The sequence below is a fragment of the Nostoc cycadae WK-1 genome, from assembly GCF_002897135.1.
In the GTDB taxonomy this organism is placed as follows: Bacteria; Cyanobacteriota; Cyanobacteriia; order Cyanobacteriales; family Nostocaceae; genus Nostoc_B.
On the sequence record NZ_DF978421.1, the window covers coordinates 353,494 to 366,086 of the forward strand.

Genomic DNA, 12,593 nt, shown 5'->3' on the forward strand with positions numbered 1-12,593 from the left:
TTTCAGTATATAGTGAGGGTATCACTTTGGAGTATAGCTATTTAAGTGGTGATTCGCCTCAGTCACTTGGAAAAGTCCCCCGCTTTTTTCTAGCTTCCATTGCCTTTTCCAAAAGTTCTAGTAAACCGGGTGCTTCTTCCTGAATACTGAGTAACATTCTTTCGCCAATCTCGATATTCCCTGGATCTTCCCCTGTAGCCATGACTTCTTTCAACCTAGGGATAGCTATGCCATCAACAATCTGAATCAACCCACTTAAACAGCGTTGAAATTGCTTTTCTGTCAAAATTGAGTCTTCCAGAGGAAATTCAATAATGGCACGGATTTCACCATCAGCTGGGTCATATTCCCATTGCAGCATTTTGGTTTCCCAAGAAATGGCTAACATTGTCTGGAGAATTGCCGCTTTGTGAGGATGGTCTTGTACTCCTGCCAAAACTTGAGGCGCAAAAATGCGGAAAAATTTTCCCTCCTCATCTAATTGAACAACTATGAGAAAATCTTCTAGGTTATCAGCTTCCACCCCTGTGATAATTCGGTCTTCTTCATCATCAAAGCGGTAGTCCCAACCTAGTTTGTCTAAGTAATCGGCAATCTGTCCGAGATTTGCTCCCATAAAAGCCTCATAAGAAATGGTGGAGCGGCTGTCACCAAAACTAGTGTAACCTGCTAGGGGTCTATGTTTAGGTTGATGTGGCTACTTCTGCTTGTTGAGAATTATGCAATAAGTTTCTGCATCATAAATTCTATGAAATAGGAAAATCATGTTTTAGGAAGTACTCATAAGGACAAAATATCTAGCAATCTTTGTATCTCAAGAATCAATATTTAAGTAATAGTTAAAAACAGCAATAACCTATTTTAAAAAATAGCCGTCTTAAATTATTAGTTAAAAACCAGATGCCCGACTTATTACACAAGTCGGGCATCTGAGACTCTCGATTTTAAAAATCTACAAAAAGCTTTATATTACAAACATCGACTGATTTTTTACCAAAATATTGTAGTCGTCAACACATTTTTCAGCGTTTAATATTTACGAAGTTTATGCGGAAATCAGCTTTCATCCTCGCGATCGCGCCCTTAATTTTTACTGTCGCTGCTTGTAGTGGAGAATCAGGACAAACAACAAATACAGCTAATCCTCCTACTAGTAGTTCCGCAAACCAAGCAACTCGAAATCGTTGGGATACTATTAAAAGCCGTGGTCAATTGATTTGTGGCGTTAGTGGAGAAGTACCAGGATTTAGTTTTGTAGGAACTGACGGTAAATACAGTGGGATCGATGTAGATATTTGCCGAGGTGTAGCTGCTGCTTTGTTTGATAACCCAGATGCAGTAGAATTTCGCAATCTCAATGCTAAAGAGCGATTTACAGCCTTACAAACAGGAGAAGTCGATATTCTCAGTCGCAACACCACTTGGACACTCAGCCGTGATACCTCTGTTGGTTTAGAATTTGCGCCTGTCGTCTTTTATGATGGTCAAGCCATCATGGTTCGCAAAAACAGCAACATTAAGTCCTTAGCAGAATTAAAAAATAAAGCAATTTGCGTGCAAACTGGTACAACTACCGAACAGAACCTAGCAGACCAAATGCGGAAACGGGGAATAGCATACAAACCCGTTGTTTTTGAAGATGTAAATATTACCTTTGCAACCTATGCTGAAGGACGTTGTGATGGAATTACCGCCGACCGTTCCGCTTTAGTGTCGCGACGTTCACTCTTACCCAAGCCGGAAGATAACGTAATTCTTGATGAAGTTATCTCCTCAGAACCTCTAGCACCAGCAGTTGCCAAAGGAGACACTAAGTGGGGTGATATTGTCAAATGGGTAGTTTATTCTCTAGTCAAAGCCGAAGAATTGGGTATTAATTCCCAAAATTTGGCTCAATTTGCCAATAGTAATGATCCTGACATCAAACGCTTTTTAGGCACAGAAGGCAACTTAGGTGAAGGACTAGGTTTAACCAACGATTTTGCAGCCAGAATCGTTAAACATGTTGGTAATTACGCCGAAGTATACGATCGCAACCTTGGCCCTAAAACCAAACTCAACCTTGCCCGTGGTCAAAATCAACTCTGGTCAAAAGGCGGATTGCTTTATTCCCCACCATTTAGATGAAGTATGAAACTTCATATAGAAATTCTAAATTATTGACAAACACCTCCTCCCTTATCCTCCTTGTCTCCTCATGCCAATTAAATGACCAATGACCAATTCCAAACCCTCCATTTCGCGTGATTATCGCTTTTGGCAAATCACAGCACAATTGATTGCTATATTTGTGGCAGCAATTTTAGTAACAATACTTGGGAGTAACCTTAACCGTAACTTACAGCAATTAGGTATTCAATTCGGATTTGATTTTCTCAAGCAGCAAGCATCTTTTGATATTGGGGAAACGCCAATTGCTTACAAAGCAACTGATACATATACTCGTGCTTTATGTGTGGGTTTAGTTAACTCTTTGCGGGTGGCGATCGCTGGCATTTTCTTCACCACAATTGTTGGCATAACCGCCGGAATAGCCCGTTTATCTGATAACTGGTTAGTACGGCATCTCAGCTTAATTTATGTGGAAATTTTCCGTAATACACCTTTACTACTGCAATTACTATTTTGGTATTTTGCTGTTTTTTTGAGTTTTCCCAAAGTAGACAATAAAATGTCTCTTTGGGGTTTTATAAGTTTCAGTCAAAATGGCATAGAAACACCTTGGGTTAATTTTTCTCCAGAGTTTTCGGCTTTACTGCTGGGATTGATTTTTTATACAGGTGCGTTTATTGCAGAAGTTGTCCGAGGTGGGATTCAATCAGTACCTAAAGGACAATGGGAAGCAGCGCAATCGCTCGGCTTAAAACCAGGATTAGTGATGCGGCTGGTGGTTTTTCCCCAAGCTTTGCGGGTAATTATTCCGCCATTAACTAGTCAGTATCTAAATTTGACGAAAAATTCCAGTTTAGCGATCGCTATTGGTTATCCAGATGTTTACTTCGTCGCTTCTACCACCTTCAACCAAACAGGGAGAGCCGTAGAAGTAATGTTACTACTTATGCTCACTTATCTTACCTTGAGCTTAACTATCTCCATCATCATGAATTTGCTGAATCGTACCGTGCAAATTAAAGAGAGATAACAGGGGTAAAAAATCAGAAATGACGAATTATCAATTAACTTGGCTGCGGAAAAACTTATTTAACACTTGGTACAATAGCTTACTAACTATTGTCTGTTTAATATTTTTATTTTGGGCATTGCAGGGAGTGATAACTTGGGTAACGACTAAAGCACAATGGACAGTTATTCAAGTTAATTTGCGTTTATTCTTCGTTGGGAGATTTCCGCAAACCCTATATTGGCGAGCTTGGATTGTTTTGGCGATCGCTAATAGTTTATCATCTATAAGTTGCGGAGTTTTCTTTAACAAACAACAGTTTACCAAGCTGAGACTCGCTATTTTCGCTTTGATTACCAGTCTATTATTAAGTTTTTTACCACTCGATTTAACATCACGTATCTGGTTACTATTTAATGCCTTTTTACTGTTAACAGGTTCTTGGATTGGCAAAACATTTAATCAAGTAATATCTCCTTGGCTATCTCTAATCTGGGTATTATCTTTCCCGATAATTCTGTGGCTAATTGGTGGAGGATTTAGCTTACAATATGTATCAACAAATTTATGGAATGGTTTATTACTAACTGTACTAATGGCTTTAGTCAGTATTATACTTTCTTTCCCCATAGGAGTTTTATTAGCTTTGGGGCGGACGAGTAAACTGCCTATATTACGTTGGTTTTCTATCTTATATATCGAAATCGTACGAGGATTACCGCTGATTGGAGTTTTATTTCTGGCTCAGGTAATGTTACCTTTGTTCCTACCAACAGACTGGCGTTTAGATAGAGTAATTAGAGGAATTGCGGGATTAGTTTTATTTAGCGCTGCTTACATGGCAGAAAACGTTCGTGGTGGGCTGCAATCCATTCACCGTGGTCAAATTGAAGCAGCCAAAGCATTAGGATTAAAAACTTATTTAGTGATGTTATTAATTGTGCTTCCTCAAGCTTTGCGTGCCGTTATTCCAGCAATTGTTGGTCAATTTATTGGTTTGTTTAAAGATACTTCACTCTTATCTTTAGTAGGTTTAGTTGAATTAACTGGCATTGCTCGTTCCGTATTAGCACAGCCACAATTTCTCGGACGCTATGCAGAAGTATATTTATTTATCGGATTAATTTATTGGATATTTTGTTATTCAATGTCTTTAGTGTCTCAGCGTTTAGAGAGACAGTTCAAGTAATTATGCAACTAAATTGAATTCCTTGATGAATAAATTTTTGAAAATTCAAAATTATTCACTATCTCTTTCATTAGATAAGAATTTCATAAATTCTGCTAAAGAACCAACAGTTATAGCCACATCCATCAGGTTTTCTAACTGTGCTAAACTTGCACTTTCCAAATTTGTGGCAACTGAAAGTGGAACTTCGCCAAAGCGTCGTTGTAATACTCGTATTAATTGCCGTCGCGCACCTTGTTCCAAGCCTTGTTCTAAGCCTTGTTCCAAGCCTTGTTCTAAGCCTTGTTCCAAGCCTTGCTGAAGACCCAATTCTTTACCTTCAGTCAGAATTTCTTGATACCAAGGTGATTCTCTTAATACTGTCATATCCCACCTCATAATTTGCTGTACTAAAGGTGTCTCTAACACAAAACTAGCAAAAAAAGCCAGCAATGATTCTAACTGATTTAACTGGTCATCTGCTCGTAGTACCTGTAGTGCGCGTTGTACAACAGATGTCTCTCCTCCGCCTCGCAATATCGGCACAAATGGTAATAAAGATGGAATTGGTTGTTGAAACACTATCTCAGCATCCACTTCCCACAAATTAATTACACGATAGTCTTGGATAGCGCGTAATCCTAAAAATTCTTGCTCGTAACTCCTGATAACTGTTACTGTCGTTGGCGGTGGCAAAATATTGATTAAGACTGGATAAGTTGGCAGTTGATAACGTTCCTGTGCCAGAGCCGCATAAGCTCTCATTCGTAAAGGCATTTTTGTGGTGTACCGTAACTGCAATTCGTTGAGTATCAAAAAATCTCCATGAGTGTCGCTGTATGCTTTTACTAACACATCTGTTTCGCGGCTAATCCACTGAAACTCAGAACCCAAAATTTCTTTTGCTACAACTTCTGGGCGTTGAGTTACCCATTTGACCCAGGCATCGGGAGCGAGACTAATTAATCGTTTGCCACCTGTATCTGCTGCTTTCGGCACAGAATTTTTTGTAACAGTACTAATATCTAATAATACATCAATCGCAAATTTTCAGGGCAGTCAATTTGATAAAATCCAAGCAATATTTTTATTGACTAGATGTTATTGAAAATACAATCCAGGGCTAAAAATTCATGATGACAGAAACAAAATCAATCATTATTGCTGAAAATGTTCATAAGTGGTATGGAAAATTTCATGTTCTCCAAGGTGTAAGTCTAAGTGTTAATCGGGGAGAAGTTGTTGTGATTATGGGGCCTTCCGGTTCAGGCAAATCCACATTTATCCGCACATTTAATGCTTTAGAAGAATATCAAAAAGGGTCAATTATTATTGACGGTATTACTCTCAGCCATGACTTGCGGAATATTGATGCAATTCGGCAAGAAGTTGGGATGGTTTTTCAACAATTTAATTTGTTTCCCCATCTCACAGTACTGCAAAATATTACGTTAGCGCCAATTTGGGTACGTCGTTGGTCAAAAGCAAAAGCTGAAGAATTGGCAATGCAACTGTTAGAAAGAGTAGGAATTTTAGAACAGGCTCAGAAATATCCTGGACAGTTATCTGGTGGACAACAACAACGGGTGGCGATCGCCCGTGCATTGGCTATGCAGCCTAAAATTATGCTATTCGACGAACCTACATCAGCTTTAGACCCAGAAATGGTACGCGAAGTGTTAGATGTGATGCGCAGTCTGGCACGTGATGGTATGACAATGGTTGTAGTTACTCACGAAGTCGGATTTGCTCGTGAGGTTGCTGACCGAGTAATTCTCATGGATAGTGGTTCTCTCGTAGAGTCAGCAACACCTGATATATTTTTTACCAACCCTCAAGAAGACAGAACTCGCCAATTTTTATCTCAAATTCTCTAGCCTAGAATTCTTATCTATTGTTTATTTTCTTTGCGTTCGCTGTTTATCCAAAATCAGAAAGTAACGACTAACTACGCAGCTGCACAGGCATGGCTAAATAAGTCATCTTCAAGCCACCAAGGGGGGTAAAAATTACTGGCGTGAGGTTTTGATTAATGTGCATTTGAATTTCTGAAGATGGCAAAGCTTTTAAGCCTTCCATTAAATATTTCACATTAAAGGCAATTTCGATATCTTCGCCGGATATTTCCGCAGGCATTGATTCTCTACCACTGCCCATTTCTTGAGCTTCACAAGATAATGTCAATTCTTGGGAGGCATGATCAATAGTGAGTTTAACTATATTATTTTTCTGATCTGCTAATACCGCAATACGTTCGAGAGTGCTTAAAAATTGTTTGCGGTCAACAGTAATTTGTCGCTCAAATTGTCGGGGAATGAGTTGTCGATATGCGGGATATTGCCCTTCTAAAGTGCGGCTAGTCAAGCGTTGATTTTGCCACTCGAAGATAACTTGACCTTGATCTAAATATAAGGCGATCGCATCATCAGCAGCATGATGCGCCAACATCCGTTCCAGTTCTCGTAGGGCTTTGCTGGGTACTGTCACCTCCAATTCACCACTTCCACCCAAAGGACTCTCGTTGGTAGTTTCTACCACTGCAAGCCGATGTCCGTCAGTCGCACCAAATTCTAGGGTGTCTTGTTTTACACTCAAATGTACGCCTGTGAGAACTTGCTTAGTTTCATCAGCACTAGTAGCAAATAATGAACCTCGCAATCCTTCAATTAAGGCGGCGGCGGTTAAATGAATTGGTTCTGCATCTTCAATGATTGGGAGTTCGGGAAAGTCTTCCGCACTCATAGCGCGTAATTGGTAACATCCGCTTTTGGGTGTAAGAGTGACAATTAAACCTTCCCCTGTAGATGCAACTGATGCTTCATCATCTAAGGTGATTTCGCCTTCTGGCAAACGCGATGTAATATCTACCAAGAGTTTAGCAGGTAGGGCGATCGCTCCTCCTTGCCAAACTTCTGCACTAAAGCTAGTACGAATACCTAAACTCAAATCAAAGGCGGTTAAACTGACTTGGTTAGTTTCTGCATCCGCTTGTAAAAGTATATTTGCCAACACCGGATGATTTGGTCGTGAAGGTACAGCACGACTAACAAGGGAGAGGTTAGTACTGAGGTCGCTTTGAGAGCAAAGTAATTTCATAAGTTAGGAAATAGAAGCTAGGGGTTAGGGTTAGAGATTAAAGGTAGGGATTAGTATTTTTTACTTTAGTCAATACTCACATTTTCCAGCTATTCCCCCACAGGGAATAATGCCCAGAATAAGACTCTGAAAATTTCTTTAGCTCTTAACCTCTTAATTAACAGTGTTAATACCTGTGGAAAACTTGTGGAAAACATCATGGGTTTTTCCACAAGGTAATTATACTTGATGAAGTTTTCCACAGATTTGTGGGTTTTTTTCCACAGAGAGATTTAATTTTAATCATTTTTTATACTTAACTTAATATTTTAAATTGATTTCTGAAGCATTTATATCAATGATTAGTTTGCAGGCTGTGGAAAACTCCAGATTAATTCCTTAATGATTTTTGAGAACGGCTAGTCATGTTAATGCGATCGCTCAGTTGGCGGAGGGTATTTCCTAAATTGCGATCGCTTTCTTTGAGTTGAGTAATTTTCTCACAACTATACATCACAGTTGTATGGTCTTTGCCACCAAACTCTTCCCCAATTCTCGGCAGACTCAAATCAGTGTGTTGACGCATTAAATACATGGCGATTTGACGCGCCCAGCTAATTTCCCGCCGTCGTGAGTTACTTTTGAGGTCTTCAATTGAGACATCAAAATTCTCAGCAATAGTCGCTAAAATTACCTCTGGAGTAGCAGCTAATTTTTCGCTAGGTGTTTCTAAAACAGGGGCAATATTTTCTACCGTCATTGGCAAACCCCAAATTGAAATATAGGCTAAAGCCCTGATCAATGCTCCTTCCAATTCCCGAATATTCGATTTGTAGTTAGTTGCTATATACTCAATCACATCCCTAGGCAAGCAGATATTTTCATACTCAGCTTTTTTTTGTAAAATTGCCATTCTCGTTTCTAAATCAGGTGATTGAATATCAGCAATTAACCCCATAGAAAACCGGGAAGACAACCTCTCTTGCAGTTGAGGAATTTGGTTGGGTGGACGGTCAGAAGCAATGACAACTTGCTTGCCAGCTTCATGTAATGTATTAAAAGTATGGAAAAACTCTTCTTGAGTGTATTCTTTACCTTCAAGAAACTGAATATCATCAACTAACAGCACATCAGCCGCCCGATAATGTTCTCGGAAGCTTTGCATACTATCATTACGGATGGCTGTAATTAAGTCATTTGTAAATTGCTCTGTCGAAACGTAAAATATTTTAGAATTTGGGCAAATTTCCCAGCGATAATGACCGATCGCCTGCATCAGGTGAGTTTTTCCTAAACCAACACCACCACACAAAAATAAAGGATTAAACTCCTTACCTGGGGATTCTGCAACGGCTAAGGATGCTGCGTGCGCCATTCGGTTATTTGCGCCCACCACAAACCGCGAAAACACGTATTTTGAGTTTAATTCTGCATTCATCTGAGTTTTTTGCGTCTGGCTTTCAGACACAAAACTGGAATTAGGGAATTTTTCAGCAGTTTCGCGCTTGTCTATTGGCGTAACTTCACCACCTTGAGCAACGGTAATATAAATCTCAACCGGATAACCCAAAATATTCTGTACGACATTGGCAATAGTATTAATGTAATACTTCTGCAACCAATTGCGGGCAAAGGGGTTCGGCGTAATAATGACTAAACAATTATTTTCTAATCGCTCCGCATTAGCAGTTTTAATCCAAGTTTCAAAGGTTGGACGGGATAATTCTAGCTGTAGGCGCTCTAGCACCTGAGACCACAGACTGTCAAGGGAAACTTCCATCACATATCACCTTTGCTGCTAATCGCCAAAATAGAAGATATGAGCAAGCACCAATTTAGCATTCAGATGATCTAGACCTAAGCTAAACTTTGAGTTCTAATCATTTTGGGACTACCCAGTAGGCTATATCCTACCACCCACTGACCAACACGGAGAAGCAAAGACACATGAAGACAACAGTGCAGAATATTGATGGCTGGAGTTCGCTCTTGAACAAGAGAGCTAACATTGTGAAGTTAACGCTGCTAAGTGGGATGGCCATTGTGTCTTTAGGCGGTTGTGGTTTTTTACCTGCTAAAACTTTTGAAAATTCGACAGATAAGCCTTTTGTTTCCGAACCCAAAACATCTAACCCCGAATCAGCGATCGCACTTCCACCTATTATCTCCGCATCTGGCGATCCCAACTTTGTTGTAGGTGTGGTGAAAAATGTTGGTGGTGCAGTGGTGCGAATCGACTCATCTAGAACAATTACATCTCGTGTCCCCGAACAATTTAATGATCCCTTTTTTCGACGGTATTTTCGGGATACCCAACCTAGACAACGAGTTGAACGGGGTAGTGGTTCAGGATTTATCATTAGTTCCTCTGGACAAATTTTAACCAATTCTCATGTCGTCGATGGTGCGGATACTGTAACAGTGACTCTCAAGGATGGGAGAACCTTTGATGGCAAAGTATTGGGGGAAGATCCTGTAACAGACGTAGCTGTGATTAAAATAGATGCCAATAACTTGCCAACTATATCTTTAGGCAATTCTGAAGTTTTACAACCAGGGGAAGCGGTAATTGCTATTGGTAATCCCTTGGGTTTGAATAATACTGTGACATCGGGGATTATTAGTGCTACTGGTCGATCTAGTAGTGATATTGGTGCTAGTGACAAGCGTGTTGATTATCTGCAAACAGATGCAGCCATTAACCCTGGTAATTCTGGTGGGCCATTGCTCAATGCACGAGGTCAAGTTATTGGGATGAACACAGCTATTCTGCGGAATGCTCAAGGTTTGGGATTTGCCATTCCCATCAACACTGTACAGAAAATTGCTCAAGAATTAATTACTAAAGGTCGAGTTGATCATCCTTATTTGGGTGTGCAGATGGTGACGCTGACACCAGAGATTAAAGAAAGGATAAATCAGAGATTTGGCGATCGCATTAATCTGACGACAGATAAAGGTGTGCTATTGGTAAGTATTGTCCCACGCTCTCCAGCTGCGGCAGCAGGATTGAGACCAGGGGATGTAATTCAAAAAATTAATAACCAGTCTGTTACTAAGGTAGAAGAAGTACAAAGGCTCCTAGAAAGTAGCCAAATTGGCAATCCTTTACCAGTACAAGTAGAGCGCAACGGACAAACTACGCAAATTACCGTTCGTCCCGCACCTCTACCAGTGCAAGGAGAAAGCTAATGAAAGTATGAAGTGTGAAGTGGGTATACGCTTTTAGCACCTGGCCGCTGGCTTGTATAAAGGGTTAAACCAATATCTGAGTATTTGAGGTTAAAAAATTGTATGTAAATCATTAAAAAATATTATGTTTGCAAAAGTTGACAATTGTACATTGTCAACTTTTATTTAAAATCGCTTTATTTTTATTTATTATCTATTACTCACCAAAGGAGTTTTTGTATGGCTGACTTACTACCAATTGTGCAGTTAGGCGACCCGGTAATTCGCCAAAAAGCAACTTGGGTTGACAACATTCATGATGAGAAAATTCAAAAATTAATTGATGATTTAATTGCCACAGTTTCCGAAGCTAATGGAGTGGGGATTGCTGCACCACAAGTTGCCGAACAACAGCGTTTATTTATTGTCGCTTCCCGCCCAAACCCCAGGTATCCCAACGCTCCTACAATGGAACCTACCGCCATGATCAACCCCAGGATAGTGTCACATTCTCCAGAAATTGTTAAGGGATGGGAAGGTTGTTTATGTATTCCTGGTATTAGAGGATTTGTTCCTAGATATCAGACTATTGAAGTTGAATATTATGACCGATACGGGCAATTACAAAAGCAAGAATTCTCTGACTTTGTAGCACGGATTTTTCAGCATGAGTACGATCATCTCGATGGGATTGTATTTATAGATCGCGTCGAAAGTACTCACGATATAATCACTGAGCAAGAATACCAAAAACGGGTAATTAACATTACTTAATCTAAAATAAATCTTGAGGACGATTTCACATACGGAAATAATAGGTTATATTTAACCTATTGTTAACCTTTGAGCCTTGGTGCAACTATCGAGTAAATGACAAATACTCTCAGTAGTCGCGGATTAAGTCCGAAAGAGGCTTTGTCTCCTGACTTAATTTCTGTTCAGCGTCACAGTAATCCAGTAAAAGTGCATAGACATCCCAGTTTAGCAACTGCTAACTTAGAAACGCATTTGCCAGCTGGTGGTCTAGAAATTGTCCATGCAACCCACGATCGCATCCGTATCCGCGCTACTGATGGTAGTTTAAACTCAAAACTAGAATTACTATCCCAATATTTAAAGCAGTACAAAGGAGTCAAGGAAGTTACCGTCAACGAGCAGTTGGGTAGTTTGGTTGTTAACTTTGACAAAAATTATTTGACATTACATCAGATATTGGGAATACTGAAAAAACTAAATATTCACCCTTACCCAATTTCGCCGCAATCAATGACCAGTAAAGATCCCTTTGCGGTGTGGAAATCTCCTGACTTTTGGATGGAGCAAACTATTTCCTTTATTCCCTTAGTGACTGGTTTAGCAGTCACAGGAGGTTTAGGCATTAGTGGATTAGCATCGATCCCGGTCTATATGATTACCGCAGATGCAACTCGTCGGGTAATTGACTATTTAGAACCGCAAATTGCCAAATCAGACAGCAATAGCCAATCTGCAAAACCAAATAACACAACTAATCAACCGAAATTGCCACAAGCATTAACTAAACCTGTTGTTGCACCAGTGAGGCAAGACGTAAAACCGTCAGCAAATATTGCCTATACTGTAGTTCATCATATTCCGGGTAGGATTAGGTTCCATGTACCCCACATTGCCCAAGATAAAGCATACACAAGACGGCTGGAAAGGTTATTGAAAACAGACGCTCATGTAACTAGCGTGCGGATGAATTGTGATGCAGCATCAATAGCGATCGCATTTCATCCAGGTGATGTAACTGTCAACCATTGGGTAAAACTGATGGAATTGGCATTGGAGATAAATCCGCCTACACCTAGCGTCCAAATCGTAGAGCCACAACAGCCTGTAGAACAAATTACTCAGCCTGTTGTATCGGTTGATACAACAAAAGCATCAGCAGAAAGTAACAATCTAAACATATCCAGCTTATGGGCTGATATGAAGCCCGCAGCTATGTCTTTTTCTTTAGCCTACATGGCGAACTTTCCGTTGTAGATCGTTCCGTTAAGGAACACAGGAGGATGAAAATGGAGGGTTCTGTAT

11 protein-coding genes are annotated in these 12,593 nt (G+C 40.0%); 7 read left to right on the forward strand and 4 right to left on the reverse strand.

From position 1 onward, the window contains the following. Positions 1 to 58 precede the first annotated feature (58 nt). Positions 59 to 616 (reverse strand): type III secretion system chaperone family protein, encoded by a 558-nt coding sequence (locus tag NCWK1_RS01425; protein ID WP_096582014.1) that lies wholly within the window; start codon positions 614 to 616, stop codon positions 59 to 61. 431 nt (positions 617 to 1,047) lie between these two features. Between NCWK1_RS01425 and NCWK1_RS01430 the strand changes: the two genes are divergently transcribed. The 3 genes from NCWK1_RS01430 to NCWK1_RS01440 all read left to right on the forward strand — a co-directional run bounded on the left by NCWK1_RS01430 (position 1,048) and on the right by NCWK1_RS01440 (position 4,310). Next, entirely contained in the window at positions 1,048 to 2,127 is a 1,080-nt protein-coding gene (locus NCWK1_RS01430) for an amino acid ABC transporter substrate-binding protein (RefSeq protein WP_103123453.1), read from the forward strand. Between the two features lie 88 nt (positions 2,128 to 2,215). After that, positions 2,216 to 3,142 (forward strand): amino acid ABC transporter permease, encoded by a 927-nt coding sequence (locus NCWK1_RS01435; RefSeq protein WP_103123454.1) that lies wholly within the window; start codon positions 2,216 to 2,218, stop codon positions 3,140 to 3,142. Positions 3,143 to 3,161: 19 nt separating this feature from the next. Continuing rightward, positions 3,162 to 4,310, forward strand: a complete 1,149-nt coding sequence (locus tag NCWK1_RS01440) for an amino acid ABC transporter permease (RefSeq protein WP_103123455.1) — start codon at positions 3,162 to 3,164, stop codon at positions 4,308 to 4,310. A gap of 51 nt (positions 4,311 to 4,361) precedes the next feature. Here NCWK1_RS01440 and NCWK1_RS01445 read toward each other — a convergent pair whose 3' ends face one another. Then, positions 4,362 to 5,288 (reverse strand): DUF4351 domain-containing protein, encoded by a 927-nt coding sequence (locus NCWK1_RS01445; protein ID WP_103123456.1) that lies wholly within the window; start codon positions 5,286 to 5,288, stop codon positions 4,362 to 4,364. A gap of 137 nt (positions 5,289 to 5,425) precedes the next feature. On the opposite strand from NCWK1_RS01445, the gene NCWK1_RS01450 reads away from it, so the two are divergent. Next, positions 5,426 to 6,166 carry an amino acid ABC transporter ATP-binding protein gene (locus NCWK1_RS01450; RefSeq protein WP_103123457.1) on the forward strand — a complete coding sequence of 247 codons (741 nt, stop codon included), beginning with the start codon at positions 5,426 to 5,428 and terminating at the stop codon, positions 6,164 to 6,166. A gap of 67 nt (positions 6,167 to 6,233) precedes the next feature. On the opposite strand, the gene dnaN is transcribed toward NCWK1_RS01450, so the two are convergent. Beyond that, positions 6,234 to 7,385, reverse strand: a complete 1,152-nt coding sequence (gene dnaN, locus NCWK1_RS01455; protein WP_103123458.1) for a DNA polymerase III subunit beta — start codon at positions 7,383 to 7,385, stop codon at positions 6,234 to 6,236. Between the two features lie 370 nt (positions 7,386 to 7,755). After that, a complete protein-coding gene (gene dnaA / locus NCWK1_RS01460) occupies positions 7,756 to 9,144 on the reverse strand; it encodes a chromosomal replication initiator protein DnaA (RefSeq protein ID WP_103123459.1) in 1,389 nt (462 codons plus the stop codon). Between the two features lie 167 nt (positions 9,145 to 9,311). On the opposite strand from dnaA, the gene NCWK1_RS01465 reads away from it, so the two are divergent. From NCWK1_RS01465 to NCWK1_RS01475, 3 genes are all read left to right on the forward strand, one after another. Next, positions 9,312 to 10,556 (forward strand): HhoA/HhoB/HtrA family serine endopeptidase, encoded by a 1,245-nt coding sequence (locus NCWK1_RS01465; RefSeq protein WP_103123460.1) that lies wholly within the window; start codon positions 9,312 to 9,314, stop codon positions 10,554 to 10,556. A gap of 219 nt (positions 10,557 to 10,775) precedes the next feature. Then, positions 10,776 to 11,309: a peptide deformylase gene (gene def / locus NCWK1_RS01470; protein WP_103123461.1), complete on the forward strand. Its 534-nt coding sequence runs from the start codon at positions 10,776 to 10,778 to the stop codon at positions 11,307 to 11,309. Positions 11,310 to 11,405: 96 nt separating this feature from the next. After that, complete coding sequence (locus NCWK1_RS01475) at positions 11,406 to 12,545, forward strand: HMA2 domain-containing protein (protein ID WP_103123462.1); 1,140 nt, start codon at positions 11,406 to 11,408, stop codon at positions 12,543 to 12,545. Positions 12,546 to 12,593 lie beyond the last annotated feature (48 nt).

Excerpts from the sequence above, each read along its gene's own strand:
- dnaN (WP_103123458.1), bottom strand. The coding sequence starts at position 7,385 with ATGAAATTACTTTGCTCTCAAAGCGACCTCAGTACTAACCTCTCCCTT.
- dnaA (WP_103123459.1), bottom strand. The coding sequence starts at position 9,144 with ATGGAAGTTTCCCTTGACAGTCTGTGGTCTCAGGTGCTAGAGCGCCTA.
- NCWK1_RS01465 (WP_103123460.1), top strand. The coding sequence starts at position 9,312 with ATGAAGACAACAGTGCAGAATATTGATGGCTGGAGTTCGCTCTTGAAC.
- NCWK1_RS01450 (WP_103123457.1), top strand. The coding sequence starts at position 5,426 with ATGACAGAAACAAAATCAATCATTATTGCTGAAAATGTTCATAAGTGG.
- def (WP_103123461.1), top strand. The coding sequence starts at position 10,776 with ATGGCTGACTTACTACCAATTGTGCAGTTAGGCGACCCGGTAATTCGC.
- NCWK1_RS01435 (WP_103123454.1), top strand. The coding sequence starts at position 2,216 with ATGACCAATTCCAAACCCTCCATTTCGCGTGATTATCGCTTTTGGCAA.
- NCWK1_RS01475 (WP_103123462.1), top strand. The coding sequence starts at position 11,406 with ATGACAAATACTCTCAGTAGTCGCGGATTAAGTCCGAAAGAGGCTTTG.
- NCWK1_RS01425 (WP_096582014.1), bottom strand. The coding sequence starts at position 616 with ATGGGAGCAAATCTCGGACAGATTGCCGATTACTTAGACAAACTAGGT.
- NCWK1_RS01430 (WP_103123453.1), top strand. The coding sequence starts at position 1,048 with ATGCGGAAATCAGCTTTCATCCTCGCGATCGCGCCCTTAATTTTTACT.
- NCWK1_RS01440 (WP_103123455.1), top strand. The coding sequence starts at position 3,162 with ATGACGAATTATCAATTAACTTGGCTGCGGAAAAACTTATTTAACACT.